General features: G+C 58.8%; 18 protein-coding genes. 4 read left to right on the top strand and 14 right to left on the bottom strand.

The window, feature by feature from the left end; translation table 11 throughout:
- Positions 1-183: 183 nt before the first annotated feature.
- Complete coding sequence (locus tag ACOZ42_RS03285; RefSeq protein ID WP_039943847.1) at positions 184-630, bottom strand: MaoC family dehydratase; 447 nt, start codon at positions 628-630, stop codon at positions 184-186.
- Positions 631-848: 218 nt separating this feature from the next.
- Between ACOZ42_RS03285 and ACOZ42_RS03280 the strand changes: the two genes are divergently transcribed.
- A complete protein-coding gene (locus ACOZ42_RS03280) occupies positions 849-1,688 on the top strand; it encodes an alpha/beta fold hydrolase (RefSeq protein WP_003803616.1) in 840 nt (279 codons plus the stop codon).
- Between the two features lie 36 nt (positions 1,689-1,724).
- On the opposite strand, the gene ACOZ42_RS03275 is transcribed toward ACOZ42_RS03280, so the two are convergent.
- Genes ACOZ42_RS03275 through purE form a run of 3 tightly spaced genes read right to left on the bottom strand, consistent with a single transcriptional unit; the run spans position 1,725 to position 4,455 of the window.
- On the bottom strand, positions 1,725-2,753 hold the full coding sequence (locus ACOZ42_RS03275) for an L-threonylcarbamoyladenylate synthase (RefSeq protein WP_131071311.1): 1,029 nt from the start codon (positions 2,751-2,753) through the stop codon (positions 1,725-1,727).
- Positions 2,746-3,927, bottom strand: a complete 1,182-nt coding sequence (locus ACOZ42_RS03270; RefSeq protein WP_426345830.1) for a 5-(carboxyamino)imidazole ribonucleotide synthase — start codon at positions 3,925-3,927, stop codon at positions 2,746-2,748. The genes ACOZ42_RS03275 and ACOZ42_RS03270 overlap by 8 nt, the downstream gene beginning before the upstream one ends.
- A 15-nt stretch (positions 3,928-3,942) precedes the next feature.
- The gene (gene purE / locus ACOZ42_RS03265) at positions 3,943-4,455 is read right to left on the bottom strand and encodes a 5-(carboxyamino)imidazole ribonucleotide mutase (RefSeq protein WP_003803624.1); all 513 of its coding nucleotides are present in this window, start codon (positions 4,453-4,455) and stop codon (positions 3,943-3,945) included.
- A 53-nt stretch (positions 4,456-4,508) separates the two neighbouring features.
- Here purE and ACOZ42_RS03260 point away from each other — a divergent pair, with 53 nt between their 5' ends.
- Positions 4,509-4,667 carry a hypothetical protein gene (locus tag ACOZ42_RS03260; RefSeq protein WP_157784356.1) on the top strand — a complete coding sequence of 53 codons (159 nt, stop codon included), beginning with the start codon at positions 4,509-4,511 and terminating at the stop codon, positions 4,665-4,667.
- A gap of 30 nt (positions 4,668-4,697) precedes the next feature.
- Here the strand turns inward: ACOZ42_RS03260 and ACOZ42_RS03255 are convergent, their stop codons facing one another.
- From ACOZ42_RS03255 to ACOZ42_RS03235, 5 genes are all read right to left on the bottom strand, one after another.
- A complete protein-coding gene (locus tag ACOZ42_RS03255; RefSeq protein ID WP_426345829.1) occupies positions 4,698-5,510 on the bottom strand; it encodes a phosphoribosylaminoimidazolesuccinocarboxamide synthase in 813 nt (270 codons plus the stop codon).
- 208 nt (positions 5,511-5,718) lie between these two features.
- A complete protein-coding gene (gene fba, locus ACOZ42_RS03250; RefSeq protein ID WP_003803631.1) occupies positions 5,719-6,783 on the bottom strand; it encodes a class II fructose-bisphosphate aldolase in 1,065 nt (354 codons plus the stop codon).
- 81 nt (positions 6,784-6,864) lie between these two features.
- A complete protein-coding gene (mog, locus tag ACOZ42_RS03245; RefSeq protein WP_131071310.1) occupies positions 6,865-7,494 on the bottom strand; it encodes a molybdopterin adenylyltransferase in 630 nt (209 codons plus the stop codon).
- Positions 7,495-7,574: 80 nt separating this feature from the next.
- Complete coding sequence (locus ACOZ42_RS03240; RefSeq protein ID WP_003803634.1) at positions 7,575-8,333, bottom strand: SDR family oxidoreductase; 759 nt, start codon at positions 8,331-8,333, stop codon at positions 7,575-7,577.
- Positions 8,334-8,475: 142 nt separating this feature from the next.
- The gene (locus tag ACOZ42_RS03235) at positions 8,476-9,918 is read right to left on the bottom strand and encodes an aldehyde dehydrogenase family protein (RefSeq protein WP_426345540.1); all 1,443 of its coding nucleotides are present in this window, start codon (positions 9,916-9,918) and stop codon (positions 8,476-8,478) included.
- A 75-nt stretch (positions 9,919-9,993) separates the two neighbouring features.
- On the opposite strand from ACOZ42_RS03235, the gene ACOZ42_RS03230 reads away from it, so the two are divergent.
- Positions 9,994-10,836: an NAD-dependent epimerase/dehydratase family protein gene (locus ACOZ42_RS03230; RefSeq protein ID WP_003803639.1), complete on the top strand. Its 843-nt coding sequence runs from the start codon at positions 9,994-9,996 to the stop codon at positions 10,834-10,836.
- 110 nt (positions 10,837-10,946) lie between these two features.
- Here ACOZ42_RS03230 and ACOZ42_RS03225 read toward each other — a convergent pair whose 3' ends face one another.
- The 3 genes from ACOZ42_RS03225 to tkt all read right to left on the bottom strand — a co-directional run bounded on the left by ACOZ42_RS03225 (position 10,947) and on the right by tkt (position 15,271).
- A complete protein-coding gene (locus ACOZ42_RS03225; RefSeq protein ID WP_051010456.1) occupies positions 10,947-12,137 on the bottom strand; it encodes a phosphoglycerate kinase in 1,191 nt (396 codons plus the stop codon).
- A 62-nt stretch (positions 12,138-12,199) separates the two neighbouring features.
- Positions 12,200-13,213 carry a type I glyceraldehyde-3-phosphate dehydrogenase gene (gap, locus tag ACOZ42_RS03220; RefSeq protein ID WP_003803641.1) on the bottom strand — a complete coding sequence of 338 codons (1,014 nt, stop codon included), beginning with the start codon at positions 13,211-13,213 and terminating at the stop codon, positions 12,200-12,202.
- 12 nt (positions 13,214-13,225) lie between these two features.
- The gene (gene tkt, locus ACOZ42_RS03215) at positions 13,226-15,271 is read right to left on the bottom strand and encodes a transketolase (RefSeq protein WP_003803642.1); all 2,046 of its coding nucleotides are present in this window, start codon (positions 15,269-15,271) and stop codon (positions 13,226-13,228) included.
- Between the two features lie 195 nt (positions 15,272-15,466).
- On the opposite strand from tkt, the gene ACOZ42_RS03210 reads away from it, so the two are divergent.
- Positions 15,467-16,195: a 16S rRNA (uracil(1498)-N(3))-methyltransferase gene (locus ACOZ42_RS03210; RefSeq protein WP_003803644.1), complete on the top strand. Its 729-nt coding sequence runs from the start codon at positions 15,467-15,469 to the stop codon at positions 16,193-16,195.
- 3 nt (positions 16,196-16,198) lie between these two features.
- Here the strand turns inward: ACOZ42_RS03210 and ACOZ42_RS03205 are convergent, their stop codons facing one another.
- On the bottom strand, positions 16,199-16,666 hold the full coding sequence (locus tag ACOZ42_RS03205) for a barstar family protein (protein ID WP_003803646.1): 468 nt from the start codon (positions 16,664-16,666) through the stop codon (positions 16,199-16,201).
- Positions 16,666-17,862, bottom strand: coding sequence for a patatin-like phospholipase family protein (locus tag ACOZ42_RS03200; protein ID WP_003803648.1), 1,197 nt, complete (start codon positions 17,860-17,862; stop codon positions 16,666-16,668). Before ACOZ42_RS03200 ends, ACOZ42_RS03205 begins: the two co-directional genes overlap by 1 nt.

Here is a 17,862-nt window from a genome sequence, read left to right as displayed (position 1 = left end):
AAGCCAACAGGGGCAAGACGGCTTGCCCCTGCCTCTTTGGGAGGTTGGGCGCGGGCGATTTCATACCCCATTACAAACCGCCGCTGCACGGACGAACAAGGCGCCCAGCTGCAAAAAGCATCCCCAACAAGGTGTGAAGATTTGTCTCGCGAGAGAGTCGCGTCACCGCCGTGACGCTATTTATTATTCTTGTGAAGGCTTCAGTTCAAACATGCTGGTCGCATCCAGCTCCAGCACCAGTTCATCGCGCTGGTTAAATACATTCCAGTTCCAGCGGATGATGCCCAGATCCGAACGGCTGCTGGACACCCGTTTGGATGCAACCGTGGCTTCCAGACGAATGGAGTCTCCCGCCCGCACGGGCAAGACCCAACGCAGACGCTCCACCCCGGGCGACCCAAAGGATTCAGAGTCATGCAGGCTCGTATCCACTGCCATACGCATGGCTTTAGCACAGGTCAGCCAGCCGCTGGCAATCAGGCCGCCCCAATGGCCTTGTTCAGCCTGATTTTCATCAATGTGAAAAGACTGCGGATCGTACTTGCGGGCAAAATCCAGCATCTCTTCGCGCGTTACCGGTACGAGTGGATGCTTAATCAGCATGCCCACTTCAAATTCAGCAAATTTCATGTTGTGGCGCAACAAAAAAAAGATCGAGATCGCCACTCTACCATCTCTGCCAGAATTTGCAGCACCGCAGCCGAAGCAGCCATAAACAGCGGCAAAATGTCCACATCAAGGACCTGCATTGGCCTGCCTGTGCGCCCGACCTCAATCTATGGCATAAAGAGGGTTTTCCGATTACCTTTGCGCCCGGTCGGTTCAGGGCATCTGAAGATCACACGGCTATGACAACACTGGATTCATCTTTGCAATTTGCGAGCCTGACTCAAGGCACACAAGCCATTGAACTGGAATATCAACGCATTTACCCAGAACGGGAAACTGCCCCGCTACTGGTATTCCTGCATGAAGGGCTGGGCTCCATTGCCATGTGGAAGAACTGGCCAGCGCAGTTGTGTGAGCATACTGGCTGTAGTGGCCTGATGTACTCACGCTATGGCTATGGCCGCAGCACTCCGCGCCCCGACAACCGCCCCAAAACCCCCGACTACCTGCATGAGCAGGCCCTAGATGTCCTGCCTCAACTGCTCCAGCACCTGGGCGAGGACGGCCAGAAACGGCCGATTGTACTGGTGGGTCACAGTGACGGAGGCTCAATTGCCCTGTTGGCAGCCAGTGGTTTTGGCGAGAAACTGCAAGGTATCGTCGTGATGGCCCCCCACCTGTTTGTGGAAGATATTTCCTTGCGTGGCATTTTGGTGGCCCGTGAAGCCTATGAACAAGGATTTTTGCGTGAACGTCTGGCACGCTATCACGATGACGTGGAATCTGCCTTCTGGGGCTGGAACGCAACCTGGACGGAGCCCGAGTTCCGCGACTGGAACATTGAACAGGAGGTCAGCCGGATTCCGTGTCCGGTCCTGGCGATTCAGGGGGTCGATGATGAATATGGCACGCTGGAGCAAATCCGGCGCATCAAGCAGCTGGTGCCTCACACCGAGCTGCTGGAGCTGGAGCAATGTGGCCACCTGCCCTACCGGGACAAGGAAACGCAGGTCAACCAGGCGATTGCGGAGTTTTTGCAGCAAACAGCCCGCTCAACAGCAGACTCTCCCAGTTCCTGAGGAACTCACAACCCTCTGCAGTCATCCGCGGCTGATTTACTCAAAGGCCGCGGCTGCTCGACCCAGGCGGTCATTGACTGCCTGCCAGTCTGGCGTATCCGGGCAACGCTGCACCCAGATATGCTGGTACTGGCCTTGGTCCAGGCGACGCAGCATGGCATAGAGGTCCTGGGCATAAGCCTGGGCATCCGAACTGCAGACATACCAGTCATGTACATCAGCCAGAAAAGGAGGCATAGCGGCAAAAGCCACAATGGCCTGCTTGCCCCCTTGAGCCAAAGCAGCCTGCACCGCAGGCACACTGTCTTCATCAAATAAAGACAAAGGGGTACGCGGCGCATAATGCGCTTTCAAGCTGCCCGACACCTGTGGAGCCTGTTGATCGGGGCTGGCCGGTTCGTAGCCAATGACCTCGGCAATCATGGCGGCGGTAATATGACCTGGACGCAACAGCACGGCACCTACGCCTTGGTGGGTTCGCGACACATCCACGATGGTGGATTCAATCCCCACTTCTGAAGGGCCCGCTTCCACAATCAGCAACTGATCTGGCCCCATATCCACGAACTCATCGCGTACATGGCTGGCCGCTGTGGGCGATACCTGTCCAAACTTGTTGGCCGAAGGCGCCGCCACACCGGCCTGACCGCTGGGCTTGAGTTCCGCCATGCGCTTGAGCAGAGCCTGAGCCACCGGATGGGAAGGACAACGAATACCAATGCTGCTTTGACCGCCACTGACCGTATCCGGAATAGCCGGATTACGCGGCAAGATCAGCGTCAAAGGACCGGGCCAGAAGGCGTCGATCAATTGTTGCGCAACCGCGGGGATATCTTTCACCCAATAACGCAGATCGGCGCCAGGGGCCACATGCACAATCAGAGGATGATTGGCAGGACGGCCCTTGGCCTTGTAGATCAATTGCACGGCGGCCGGGTTCTCCGCGTCCGCGCCCAAGCCATACACCGTCTCGGTCGGAAAGGCCACCAGCCCCCCTTGTGCCAGTACATGGGCGGCTTGCTCTATCTGCTGCTCGGAAGGGCCAGGGGTGGTGGTATCAGTCATGATCAAATGCAATGCGCAACGCGGCAGCGGCACGGGCAGTGCGCTCGCGCACTTGCTCATCCGATGCCCCCACAATATTGACGTGCCCCATCTTGCGGCCAACACGCGCCTCAGCTTTGCCGTACAAGTGCAAGGACACACCCGGCACCGCCAGCAAGGCGGCCCAATCCGGCTCACGCATCTGACTGTGTTCATCAAACCAGATATCGCCCAGGATATTGAGCATCATGGACGGACACAAGGCGCTCGTGTCACCCAGGGGCAGAGCCGCCATCACCCTGGCCTGCTGTTCAAACTGGCTGGTGACGCAGGCATTCATGGTGTAGTGACCGCTATTGTGCGGACGAGGGGCCACTTCATTGGCCAGCAAGCGGCCATCTTCCAGAATAAAGAACTCCACGCACAACACGCCCACGTAATTGAGCGTGCGGGCAATCGCGGCGGCCGCCTGACGAGCCTGTTCGGACAGAGCATCGTCCTGGAACTGGGCGCTGATCGTGGACACGGCCAAAATGCCATCGCGATGCTCATTGCGGGCACACGGAAAGGTTTTGACCTGATCGTCCAGACCACGGGCGAGCACCACCGAAATCTCAGACTTCAGGGGCTGCAGGGCCTCCAGCACACAGGCCTGAGAGCCAAATTCCTGGAAGGCGGCCAAGGCCTGATCGCGGTCTGCCACCCGTGCCTGCCCCTTGCCGTCGTAACCAAAGCGCGCCGTCTTCAGAATGCCGGGGAACAAGGCGCTGTCAGCGACGTGCAAATCATCCAGGCTTTCAATGGCGGCATAGGGGGCCACCGGCACACCGGCCTGCGAAATAAAGGCCTTTTCACGAATGCGATCCTGCACAATGCCCACGGCATCACCCGAAGGCGTGACCCGTGTATGTTGAGCCAGGGTCAGCAGGGACTGTGCAGGCACGTTTTCAAATTCGGTACTGACGGCCTGACACAGCTCCCCCAGTTGAACCAATGCTTGCGCATCATCGTAGGCTGCGCAAATATGCAGATCCGCGACCGCACCGGCCGGGCTATGAGTGTCCGGGTCGAGCACGGCCACCTTGTAACCGAGGCTTTGGGCGCTATGGCAGAACATGCGGCCTAGTTGGCCGCCTCCAATCATGCCCAGCCAGGAGCCAGGAACCAGAAGGGCAGCATCATTCATGGGGGTCATCATCACAAAATAAAATCAGGCAGTAACAGGAGGGACACGCATAGCGCGGGCGGCCTCGGTCTGGCGGGCACGGTACGCAATCAGTTTTTCAGTCAGCACCGCATCGTTGACGGCCAGATTGGCAATCACATGCAAGGCGGCATTGGCGGCACCCGCCTCGCCAATCGCGAAGGTGGCAACCGGCACGCCTTTGGGCATTTGCACAATCGACAAGAGGGAATCCTCGCCGCGCAAGTAACGCGACGGCACGGGAACCCCAAAGACAGGCAGGTGTGTCAGGGCAGCCAACATGCCGGGCAAGTGGGCCGCGCCACCAGCACCCGCAATAATGGCTTTCAGGCCACGGGCGGGCGCCTGGGCACCGTAATCCACCATATCGATGGGCATGCGGTGGGCCGAGACCACGCGGCATTCATGAGACACGCCAAATTCGTCCAGAATGGCGACGGCCTGGCTCATGACCTCCCAGTCGCTGGAGGAGCCCATCACAATGCCCACCACAGGGGCTACAGGAGTTTGTACGCTCATCAGAGATACGCCCTAAAAGGAAGAAGGCGCCATGCTGCCAGGCGCCTTGGTAAATGGAAAAACAGCAGGGCCCATCCAATGATGGGTTTTCAGACGGGGCAGGCTGTACGGTGCCCCTGGCCCGTCCCCAGAGCCCGGCTCCTCATCGCAGCGTCGTCCAACGAGCTGTCGTCGTTCACCACCCTGCTGATGACGATGAGGCGGCTCGCTGACGGCGAGCACCTGTCCGGGCTGCACACCGTTCACGCTGTCAGGCGCTCCAGTGCTTCGCGGTACTTCTCAGCGGTACGCTGGGCTACTTCAGCAGGCAAACGAGGAGCGGGTGGCGTCTTGTCCCAAACCTGGGTTTCCAGCCAGTCACGCACGAATTGCTTGTCGTAGGATGGGGGGCTGATGCCTTCGGCATAGCTGTCGGCAGGCCAGAATCGCGAGGAATCGGGGGTCAGCACTTCGTCCATCAAATGCAGTTGGCCCTGCTCGTCCAGGCCAAACTCGAACTTGGTATCGGCAATCAAGATGCCACGGCTGGCCGCGTAATCGGCGGCTTCCGTGTACAGACGCAGGGTCACATCGCGGATTTGCTCGGCCAACTCCTGTCCGACTTCCTTGACCACATGAGCGAAATCCACGTTCTCATCGTGCGAGCCCATTTCTGCTTTGGCGGCCGGGGTGAACAGCACATGAGGCAGCTTGGCGGCCTGCTTCAGGCCAGCAGGCAAGGTAATGCCGCACACAGCGCCGGTTGCCTGGTAATCCTTCCAGCCAGAACCGATCAGATAACCACGGGCCACGGCTTCCACCATGATGGGTTTGAGGCGCTTGACCACCATGGAGCGACCTTCGACCTGCGCGCGCTCTTCAGGCGCCACGACATCGACCGGGTTAACGCCAGTCGTATGGTTGGGGATGATGTGTGCCAGCTTGTTCAGCCAGAACTCGGTCATCTGCGTCAAGACAGCGCCCTTGCCAGGAATGGGGTCGTCCAGAATCACATCGAATGCCGAAATGCGATCACTGGCCACAATCAACAACTTGTCCTCACCCACCGCATACATGTCCCGAACTTTGCCACGCGCCAGCAAGGGCAGGGAGCTCAGGCTGGATTGATGTAAGGGCTCTTGCACGATTTCATCCTTAAAACGAAAACATCCCGCTGACTATGGATGCAGGCGGGACGACAATCCCGGCGCCTGCGGCACCGGGCAAAGACGCGAAGACCGGGGCAGGCAGTCGTGCTGCCCACGCCGGCTTCGCCTGACATAATTACTGAACGATCTGAGACAGCTCGCCGGTGCTGTACTGGCGGGCAATTTCCTGCAAAGGAATGGCCTTGATCTTGGATGCCTGACCCGCGGCGCCGAACTGCTGGTAGCGGGCCACGCACACTTTCTTGGCGGCTTCGCGAGCAGGTTTCAGATATTCGCGCGGGTCGAATTTTTCTGGGTTTTCAAACAGGAAGCGACGGATGGCAGCCGTCATCGCCAGACGGATATCGGTGTCGATATTGACCTTGCGCACGCCGTACTTGATGGCTTCCTGAATTTCCTCAACGGGCACGCCGTACGTCTCTTTCATGTTGCCGCCGAACTGGCGGATTTCAGCCAGCAGTTCCTGAGGCACACTGGAGCTGCCATGCATCACCAGGTGGGTGTTGGGCAGACGACGGTGGATTTCTTTCACACGCTCGATGGACAGAATATCGCCGGTAGGCTTGCGGGTGAACTTGTAAGCGCCGTGGCTGGTACCAATGGCAATCGCCAGCGCGTCCAGTTGCGTGCGGCTCACAAACTCAGCCGCCTGCTCGGGGTCCGTCAGCAACTGATCCAGGGTCAGGACACCATCTGCACCGTGACCGTCTTCCTTGTCACCTTGCATGGTTTCCAGAGAGCCCAGGCAGCCCAGTTCGCCTTCTACGGTCACGCCCAGCTTGTGAGCCATATCGACCACTTTACGGGTCACTTCCACGTTGTATTCAAAGTCGGCAATGGTTTTGCCGTCAGGCAGCAAGGAGCCGTCCATCATCACGCTGGAGAAACCCAGTTCAATGGCGCCCTTGCAGATTTCGGGCGACTGACCGTGGTCCTGGTGCATCACCACGGGGATGTGGGGGTAGGACTCGACAGCCGCTTCGATCAGGTGACGCAAAAAAGCCTCGCCGGCATATTTGCGGGCGCCCGCCGAGGCTTGCATGATGACGGGGCTATCCGTCTCCGAGGCGGCTTCCATAATGGCCTGGACCTGCTCCAGGTTATTGACGTTGAACGCTGGAATACCATAACCGTGCTCGGCCGCATGATCGAGCAGCTGGCGCATGGAAACTAGGGCCATGAGAAGACCTCCTGAAGACTAAAATAAGTGAAAAACTTGACTGGACACAGTCTGTGTCCAGCCCATTGTTGGTTGAGCCTGTTAACGGGCGCTCCGACGCGCCGACTTGGGGCGGAACGCTTGCACCACCTGCTCATGCGTTTGTGCGTAAGGTCCGCCAATCAGATCGATGCAATACGGGACGGCTGCAAAAATACCGGGAACCAATACGTGACCGGTTTCTGAATCCCGTAATCCTTCCAGTGTTTCCTGAATGGCTTTGGGCTGCCCAGGCAGATTGATAATCAGAGCAGCGTGGTCCTGAATTTCTCGGATCACCGCAACTTGCCGCGACAAAATCGCTGTTGGTACGAATTTTAAACTGATTTGGCGCATCTGTTCACCGAATCCGGGCATTTCGCGTGTTCCTGCATCCAGAGTCGCCTCCGGGGTCACGTCGCGACGAGCCGGGCCGGTGCCGCCCGTAGTCAAAACCAGATCGCAACCGGCTTCCACCAGCTCGACCAAGGTAGCGGTAATCAGGGCTCGCTCATCGGGAATCAGTCGCTCCAGATAGGCCGGCGCTACCGTCAAGGCGCGGTCAAGCCAGCGACGCAGCGCGGGAATGCCTTCATCCTGGTACTGTCCGCTGGAGGCGCGGTCCGACACCGACACCAAGCCGATACGCAACTGATCCGGATGCTCGCGGGGAGACTGTCGATTGAATGTCATGCTTTTCCTTGGAAGCGAAATAAACTACAGGCCCTGAACGGGCCTGCCAACAGCACGATTGTAACGAATCACAGTGGGGCTTAAATACAACGGCCGCCGTCTACCTCGATGCAGGTGCCGGTAATGAACTCAGCCTCGTCGGAGGCGAGATACAGAGCCGCCGCCGCCACATCCTTGGGTGTGCAAAAACGCCCCAGTGGAATTCCCGCCAGAAAACGGCTGCGATTTTCCGGCGTATCGGGCATGCCCATGAACTGTTCCAGCAAGGCGGTGTCCCCAATCACCGGATTGACACAATTCACGCGGATATTGTCTGGCCCCAACTCGGCCGCCATGCCTTTGCTGATGGTAACCACCGCGCCTTTGGTGCCGTTGTACCAGACCAGTCCGGGGCGCGGACGCAAGGCGGCCGTCGAAGCGATATTAATGAAGGAACCTGAACCCTGAGCCCGCAGATAGGGCACAAAATGTTTCGCTGTCCAGTAAATGCTTTTCACATTGACGGCATACACCAGATCGAACTCACTTTCGCTCACTTCCAGCAAAGGCTTGTTGCGATGCGTGGTGCCCGCATTGTTCACCACGATATGCAGCCCGCCGCACTCGCGCAGCGCAATGTCGAGCAAGGCCTGAACCTCGTCCCCTTGTGACACATCGCAAGCGGCAAAAATGGCTTGCCCGCCCGTCGCCTGAATCTGGGCCGCTGCCGCCCGCCCCTGCTCCACATTCAAGTCGGCAATCAGCACGCGCGCACCTTCACGTGCAAAGCGCTGTGCGATACCCAGGCCAAAGCCCGATGCGCCACCGGTCACGATGGCCACCTTGTCTTGCAATCGCATGTTTGTCTCCTTCTGTTATTTTTATTTCCATAAAAAGGGCGGCTCGATGCCGCCCTAAAAAAATGCTGTTTTAGCGTTCAAATGCCATGCTGCCAGAAAACCTCCAACACCACAGCCGCGCTAACCCCTACATTCCCTGGCATCAAGCAGGGGCATGACGTAGCGCAACCGTTTTCAGGCTGGTCAGGGCGTACAGCGCTTCAACCCCCTTCTCTCGGCCAATACCAGACTGTCCGGTACCGCCAAACGGCAGTTCTACCCCGCCTGCAGCGCCATAATTGTTCACAAAGACCTGGCCGGCCCGTAGTTGTCTGGCCATGCGAATCTGACGCGCACCATCGCGTGTCCAGACCCCCGCCACCAGGCTGTAAGGCGTGCCATTGGCCAGGGTGATGGCCTCCTGCTCCGTACCGAAAGGTTGGGCAATCAGGACTGGTCCGAAAATCTCCTCCTGGGCCAGACGATGTTGGACAGGCACGTGATCGAGCAAGACAGGCACTTGATAGAAACCACCCGTCGGGGCCTTGGAGTCCAGCTTGCCTTTCGCCAGCACCACAATGCCATCCTCATCCAGATTCTCCAGATAAGAACGCACCCGAGCTTGCTGCTGCGCGCTGATCAGAGGGCCGCAATCCAGATTGTCGCTCGCTGCCCCCGTCAACAAGGCCTTGAAGCTTTCAGCCAGACGTTCCGTAAAGTCACTATAAATCGCACGCTGAATCAATACACGGCTGCCTGCCGAGCAGGTTTGGCCTGCGTTCTGCACAATCGCATTGACAATAACCGGCAGGGCCGCGTCCAGATCCGCATCTGAAAATACGATCTGCGGCGATTTGCCGCCCAGCTCCAGCGTGACAGGCACAAAATTCTGCGCGGCCTGCAAGGCCACCTGACGGCCCGTGGCAGGAGAGCCCGTAAAGGAAATATGGTTGATATCAGGATGCGCGGCCAGGGCCTGTCCGGCCTCACTGCCCAGGCCCGTACAAATATTCAGCACCCCGGCAGGCAAGCCCGCCTCGTGCAACAACTCCGCCACGCGCAGCAAAGAAAGACTGGCATCTTCAGCCGGCTTCACCACGCAGGTATTACCTGCGGCCAGGGAGGCCGCCACACTGCGTCCAAAGATCTGCAGGGGGTAATTCCAGGGAATGATATGCGCTGTGACGCCCAAGGGCTCGCGCAACGTAAAGGCCGTCATTTCCCAACCCAAGGGAATGGTTTGACCGTGCAGCTTGTCCACCGCACCCGCATAAAACTCGAAATAGCGGACAATGGCGTCAGCATCGGACTGGGCCTGGCGCAAAGGCTTGCCCGTATCCCGCGACTCCAGCCGCGCCAACTCCTCGCGAGCATCGGACAGGGTTCGGGCACAACGCAGCAATAACTGACTGCGCTGCGCTGCGCTCAGGCGGCGCCACGTCCCCTGACTGGCACGCCTGGCGGCCTGCACGGCCCAATCAATATCCACCGCGGATGATTGCGCCAGTCGGGCAAAGGTTTCGCCTGTGGAGGGGTCGATCACCGGTAGCAAACCACCGCCCTCCGCGCCAAGTTGCTGTCCGTCAATCCAATTGCGACACTCCATGACCGCCTCCAATGCTATTGTTGTCTCAGCCAATCGAGCTTTGCTCGAGATCATTCTACTCAAGGACCTGCTGCTGTGGATTCTCAAAACTGTACTTTGCTCCTGGCGGGCGCTGGCGATCTGGGCACACGCACCGGAATGCTGGCCCGTCGTCATGAATGGCCGGTTATCGGCCTGCGCCGTCACCCCCCCCTGGACGATCACAGCGGCATAGAGTGGGTACAGGCCGATTTGAGCGAACCTGCGTCATTACGACTGAAACACCGCCCCATCACTCACGTCCTTTACGCGGTCTCCCCTGACCAGCGAAACCAGGCTGCCTATGAGCGCGTTTTTCTACAAGGTCTGGAAAATCTGCTCAACGAGCTGGACCTGAAAGCCCTGAAACGTTTTGTCTTTGTCTCCTCGACGGCGGTATATGGCCCCTCGACAGACTGGGTGGACGAAAACTCCCCCACGGAGCCCACCCAGTTCAATGGAAAAATCTTGCTGGAAGCCGAGCAAAGGCTTCATCACCGCATCCCCGCCCAGGCTGTGGTCATCCGCCCCAGCGGTCTGTACGGCCCCGGACGCACCCAACTACTGGATCGGCTGCGCGAAGGACGGGCCACCGTACCGGATGACCCGGAGCATTGGGCCAACCGCCTGCATATCGAGGATGCCGCAGCGGCCTGCTGGCATCTGCTACGCGCTCCTGCGCCCTTCCCGTGCTATATCGGCACCGACAGTCGGCCCTACCGGATTACCGAGCTATATGACGGGCTGGCCGATCTGCTGGGTGTGCCACACCCGGAACGACGCCCGTCTGCAGAAGGCGGCAAACGCCTGCGCAACCAGCGCCTGCTCGATAGCGGCTTCAAGCTGGAATGGCCCGATGCCATGCAGGGCTATGGACAACTGATTAAAGAGGGGGCGTAACCCCATCGCGTCCGGTCTTTACACAAAAGCAAAAGCCAGCCAACTTTCGTTGGCTGGCTTTCTGAGGCATGAACCAGTCTGAGGACGGGTCACGCGACAGGCGGCAAAACTTAAGCCTTGTCTTCCAGGGCAGCCACAGCGGGCAGACGTTTGCCTTCCAGAAACTCCAGGAATGCACCGCCGCCGGTGGAGATGTAATCCACCTCTTCACCAATATTGAATTGGGCAATCGCCGCCAGGGTGTCGCCCCCCCCGGCAATCGAGAAAGCCTTGGAATCGGCAATCGCGCGCGACAAGCTTGCCGTACCTTGTGCAAAGGCCGGGAATTCGAACACGCCCAGAGGGCCATTCCAGACAACCGTACCGGCCTTGGCAATGATGTCAGCGATCTGGCGCGCCGTTTCAGGGCCCACATCCAGAATCATGTCATCATCCTGAACCTGGTCAGCAGCCTTGATTTCAGCGGCAGCATCAGCCGCAAAAGACTTGGCGCATACCACATCGACGGGGATAGGCACGTCGGCACCGCGCTCTTTCATGATGCGGATCACCTCGCGAGCTTCTTCCAACTGGCTTTCTTCGACCAGTGACTTGCCCACGGACAAGCCGCTAGCCATCATAAAGGTGTTGGCAATGCCGCCCCCGACCACCAGCTGATCAACTTTTTCAGCCAAAGCGCGCAGGATGGACAGTTTGGTGGAGACCTTGGCCCCCCCCACAATGGCTACCAAGGGCCGCGCAGGCTGGTTCAAGGCACGCCCCAGAGCGTTCAGCTCGGCTTCCAGCAAGGGACCAGCGCAAGCCACCGGCGCAAAACGGGCGATCCCTTCCGTGGTGGCCTCGGCACGGTGAGCCGTACCGAAGGCATCGTTTACGTAAACGTCACACAAAGCGGCCATTTTGCGGGCCAACTCAGGATCATTCTTCTTTTCACCGACGTTGCAGCGGCAATTCTCCAACAAGACAAGCTGACCGGGCGACACCTGCACGCCATCCAGCCAATTGCGCCGCAGCTCAACCGGCATGCCCAGCAATTCGGACAGACGTTGCACCACGGGTTCCAGAGAATCCACGGGCTGGCACTCGCCTTCTTTGGGCCGCCCCAGGTGCGAAGTGACCATCACCGCAGCGCCGGCATCCAGCGCCATGCGAATGGCAGGCACCGAAGCACGGACTCGCGTGTCTTCGGTAATACGCCCGTCTTGCAAAGGAACATTCAGATCAGAGCGGATAAATACCCGCTTGCCTCGCAGCGCGTCCGTTTCGGCCAGCGCAGACAAGGTCTTGATGCTTGTAGACATGATTTTTTGTTCTGGGAATTAACGTGACAGGGGCGGGAAATCCCGCCCCTGCTATTCAGATCTTATTTGGCCGACATCAGTGCGATGGTGCTGTCGAGCATGCGAATGGAGAAAGCCCACTCGTTGTCGTACCAGGCAGCCACTTTCACCATATTGCCACCGGTCACTTTGGTCAGCAGGGAGTCAACCGTGCTGGAAGCGGTGGTGTGGTTAAAGTCGATGGACACCAAGGGCTCGGTGCAATAGTCCAGGATGCCTTTCATGGCGCCTTCGGAAGCGGCCTTCAAAATGCCGTTCACTTCTTCAACCGTCGTGTTGCGGCTAGCCACAAAAGTCAGGTCAACCATGGACACGTTGATGGTTGGAACGCGCACAGCGTAACCGTCCAGCTTGCCATTCAGTTCTGGCAACACCAAACCTACGGCAGCGGCTGCGCCGGTCTTGGTGGGGATCATGCTGCTGGTGGCCGAACGGGCACGGCGCATGTCCTTGTGACGCACGTCCGTCAGGACCTGGTCGTTGGTATAAGCGTGGATGGTAGTCATCAGACCGCTGACCACGCCCAGTTCCTTGTGCAGGGGGGCAACCAGAGGAGCCAGACAGTTGGTCGTACACGAGGCGTTGGAGATCACCGTGTCGGTGCTCTTCAAAATGTCGTGGTTCACGCCATAGACAATCGTGGCGTCCACATCCTTGCCGCCGGGGGCGGAAATAATGACTTTCTTGGCGCCGGCCTGGATGTGCTCGCTGGCCTTTTCTTTGCTGGTGAAAGCACCGGTACATTCCAGTACCACGTCCACACCCAGCTCGGCCCAAGGCAAGGTCAGGGCATCGCGCTGGCTCAGCAGGCGGATGCGATCACCATTGACCACCAGATAGTCGCCGTCGAGCGACACATCGGCGTTAAAGCGGCCATGCACGGAGTCATAGCGAGTCAGGTGTTCATTGATCTCGGCACCGCCCGAGGCGTTGATGGCCACGATCTCGATATCGTGTTTTTTGCCGTACTCGTAGTGGGCACGCAAGATCATGCGGCCGATACGACCATAACCATTGATTGCGACGCGAATCGTCATGTCAGACTCCAATTACAAAATTTCTTGAACGGCCGCAGCGACTTTCTCTGCTGTCAGACCAAAATGCTTGAACAGGACGCCAGCCGGAGCCGATTCGCCGTAGGTATCAATCCCCACCACCGCGCCTTCCAGACCCACGTACTTGAACCACAGACCCGTCGTACCCGCTTCCACCGCCACACGCGGGATGCCCGGGGTCAGAACCTGATCGCGCCATTGCTTGTCCTGGGCATCAAACAGGTTGGTACATGGCATGGATACCACGCGGGTCGCAATTCCTTGCTGAGCCAACTGCTCCTGCGCCTGCAAGGCCAGACCGACTTCCGAACCGGTTGCCATGATGATGGCGCGCGCATCTGGCGCATCGCGCAGCACATAGCCACCACGGCGGATGTTCTGGATGGTTTGTGCATCGCGCTCCACGAATGGCAGATTCTGGCGCGACAACAGCAAGGCACTGGGGCCGCCGTCCTGCACATTCATGCCGATGCTGGCGGGACGCTCGATCGAGCAGGCCCAGGCTACGGCCGTTTCCGTGGTGTCGCAAGGACGCCAGACATGCAGGTTGGGGATCAGTCGCAGACTATTGGCGTGTTCAATGGACTGGTGCGTCGGACCATCCTCGCCCAGACCGATGGAGTCGTGGGTAAAGACATGCACCACGCGCTGCTTCATCAGCGCTGCCATGCGAATGGCGTTGCGCGAGTAATCCGAGAAAGTCAGGAAGGTACCGCCAAACGGCAGGTAGCCCCCATGCAGGGCCACGCCATTCATGATGGCAGCCATACCGAATTCCCGCACACCGTAGTTGATGTGACGACCAAAATGTACACCGTCGGCGTGAGCGCGCACTGCCTCGGCGCCCTTCCAGTCGGTAAAGTTGGAGCCGGTCAGATCAGCCGAGCCGCCCAACATTTCTGGCAGCACATTGACCAGCGCGCTGATTGCCAGTTGCGAGGCCTTGCGCGAGGCAATGGTTTCAGCTTTCTGAGCGGTTTCCTCAATAAAGGCCTGTACTTTAGCGCTGTAATCGGCAGGCAGTTCGCCTTTCAGACGACGGGCCAGTTCCGCGGCCAGTTCAGGATAGGCCTGGCTGTAGGCGTCAAAACGCGCTTGCCATTCCGCTTGCTGGACGCCCCCTTTTTCGCGGCAATCCCAGCCCTGGTAGACTTCTTGAGGAATTTCAAACGGGCCGTGGTTCCAGCCCAGCGCAGCACGGGTGGCGGCGATTTCCTCAGCACCCAGCGGAGCGCCGTGGACCTTCTCGGAGCCGGCCGCGTTAGGCGCGCCCTTGCCGATCACGGTGCGACAGCAAATCAAAGTGGGGCCGGTGCCTTCTTTGGCGTTGCGGCGGGCCTGTTCAATCGCGTTGTGAATCGAGGCGGCGTCATGACCGTCAACAGCACGGATGACGTTCCAGCCATAGCTTTCAAAGCGGGCGGGCGTATCGTCACCGAACCAGTTCTCGACCTTGCCATCAATAGAGATGCCGTTGTCGTCGTACAGCACGACCAGCTTGGACAGCTTCCAGGTGCCGGCCAAGGAGCAGGCCTCGTGCGAGATCCCTTCCATCAAACAGCCGTCGCCTGCAAAAACCCAAGTCAGGTGATCTACCACCTCGTGGCCGTCACGGTTGAACTCGCGGGCCAACAAGGCTTCGGCCAGCGCAAAGCCAACCGCATTGCCCAGACCCTGGCCCAAAGGGCCGGTCGTGGTTTCCACGCCAGCCGTAATACCCACTTCTGGGTGGCCGGGGGTACGCGAATGCATCTGGCGGAAGTTGCGCAACTCGTCCAGAGACAGGTCGTAACCGCTGAGGTGCAACAAAGCGTAGATCAGCATGGAACCGTGGCCGTTTGACAACACAAAACGATCACGATCAAACCAGGCGGGGTCGGCGGGGTTGTGTTTCAGGTGCCGGGACCAGAGAACCTGGGCGATATCGGCCATGCCCATAGGCGCACCGGGGTGGCCCGAATTAGCTTGTTGCACGGCATCCATAGCCAAGGCACGGATGGCATTGGCTAGGGTTTTATCAGAGGCTGACGCAATATCCATTAGAAGCTCATTGGGGCGGCGGCGCGACAATTCCGGCTAGCGGACGGCTCACGGCCCTGATTAGTTTATAAAACGCGCTATTTTAGCATTGCTGGCGCTAAATCGCCCTCACTTGCGCTGCGGCCTTGCGCTTTCTTCCCCCAGCCCAGGTACGGTATGCTTGTGCGGTTTTTTTACCCTTGATGGTGTCCTGATATGGCAGCTCCCCGTTTTTATCATCCCTTTGCCCTGACGGCCCACACCGAGATCGCCCTGCCCGACGCCCTGGCGCATCACGCCATCCGGGTACTGCGTTTAAAAGATGGGCAGGACATCGTCCTGTTTGACGGACTGGGCACCCAATTTCCCGCTACCTTGCGCATCGAGGGCAAAAAAGGGTTTGCCAACCTGGGGGCGGCCGAAACACCCGTACGCGAACTGGCTGGCCGCATTACCGTCCTGCAAGGCATTGCCTCCAGCGACAAAATGGACTGGATTATCGAAAAAGCGGTGGAAATGGGAGTGAGCTGCCTGGTGCCGATTCGCGCGCAACGCAGCGTGCTGCAACTGAGCGCGGAACGGCAGGCCAAACGCATGGTCCACTGGCAGCGGGTCATCGAGTCAGCCAGCGAGCAGTGTGGCCGCAATCGTCTGATGGAACTGGCGGCGCCGCTGAGCTTGTCCGACTACTTTCGGGATGCCCGAACGGGTCTGCATCTGTTTTGTGACCCTGATGCGCCTCAGCAACTGGCACAAGCCATAAAGCCGCAGGACCAGGCCGTCACCATTTTGATTGGCCCCGAAGGCGGCTGGTCGCCCGAAGAACAAAAAGTGGCGCTGGCTGCCCAGGCGCAGGCCATTCGCTTCGGGCACCGCGTACTGCGAACCGAGACCGCTGCCTTGGCGCTGACGGCAGCGATCAGCGCCTTGCAAGGCTGGGAATAAGGCTTATTCCTCGTCCTGGCTGGAGTAGGAGGCAGGGGTCTCGCCTGGTTCCGGATCAGGATGCTTGCCGGCATGTAAAACAACACAGACAAAACGGCGCTCGTTGTTCGAGGCCCAGGCATGCACATCCTCACACACGCCCAAGATAGCCTGGGCGTCTTTTTCCAATGCGGGATCGCCACTGTGCAGGTTGTCCAGCCACAAGGCCAAACCAGCCTTTTGATCCAGTACGGTATCGCACAGGCAATCGTAGAGCGCATCCAGATTGCCACCAAAAAATTCAGGGTAATCAACAGCTTTGGCGACTGCTCGCAGCACAGCGGAGCGATTGCGCGCACGATCGCAACTTACTTCCAGGGCAGTGAGCCCCTGGTCCTGTGCCTGCTTCAGAAAATCAGCAGCCGTCAGGCCCGTTGCGTCGAGCACGCCGCCTTGTTGCAAAGCCTCTTGCAAAGTCAGGGATTGGCTCATCAGGACGCTTCCTTAAAAAACGCTAATACTTCTTCACGACGACTCATGGTATCGGTCTTTCCTAACTCGATCAGCTCTTGGGTGTAGCCGGACTCGAATAACAAATATGAAATTAATGCACCGCCTGTGGTCGGACCGGACTTTGAAGATACACCAAGTACTCGAAATAGGGTACGTGCAGCAGTTGGCATCTGATGAATATGCCGGGTGGCAATTTCATCCAGCGAGCGGCTGGGGGTGATGGCAAACGTGCTGACAGGACGCAGCGATTGGCTTTGTAATACATTTGCAGGCATATAGGCAAGCAATGTATTGATCCGCTCCATACGTTCAATATCCGTTGACACACTATCGAGGAATATGTTGGACAAGGCATAGCCACTGATCTGCGCCAAAGAGGGGTATGGCGGGTCTGCACATTCTTGCTCGTGGTACGTGTTGTCCGCATATCCCGTCCCCACAATCAAGACTTTATGGGCGCCCAGATGTATGGCCGGACTGATGGGGGCCAACTGACGCATAGTGCCGTCACCACACCATTGAGTTTGCTTACCCACTTGCAGTGACTGCGCCGGAAACATGAAGGGAATGGCGCTGGAAGCCATCAGATGGTCCACTCCGATGACGCCGGGAATGGCGCGACGCAGATTGCGTGTCCAGGGGCGAATGCGCTCATCCGACTGGTAAAAAGTCAGGTGCTCGCCAGTGGTGTAGGCGGCAGCGGTAATGGCCAGCGCCCCCACATGCTGCTGGGCCAGATTGCGTTGCAGGCGCTCAAAGTCCAGGCTCTGTTCCAGCAACTCGCGCAAGGGTGAGTTGTCCAGCATGGAGTGCGGCACATGATCGCGTAGACGGGGGGCCAGCCAGCCCAGGGCTAGCGTGGCTACCCAATGCGCACTGGTGGCCAGCAACTGCAAGGGGTCGGCATGAAAGATGTCATTGGTGCGCAAGGACCCCCACAGCTGTTGTATATGGTCGACAGCTTCGTGCGGTTTATCAGCGCGGCAGGCCAGACCGGCCGCATTGATGGAACCGGCCGACGAGCCGCAAATAATATCGAAAGGATTGCTGAACTGGGGGTTGCGCTCCGGGTCCAGCAGCTCCAGCAGGCCGGCCAGCACCCCGGCCTGATACGCGCCGCGCGCCCCGCCCCCGTTCAGGATCAAGGCCAGCGGGGCGGGTGAGCGCTGAATCAT

The sequence above is a fragment of the Alcaligenes sp. HNGD-HTN06 genome (assembly GCF_049932565.1).
GTDB lineage: Bacteria > Pseudomonadota > Gammaproteobacteria > Burkholderiales > Burkholderiaceae_B > Alcaligenes > Alcaligenes ammonioxydans.
Note: the sequence above shows the minus strand (reverse complement) of the source record. Positions and strands in the feature narration are given on the sequence as shown.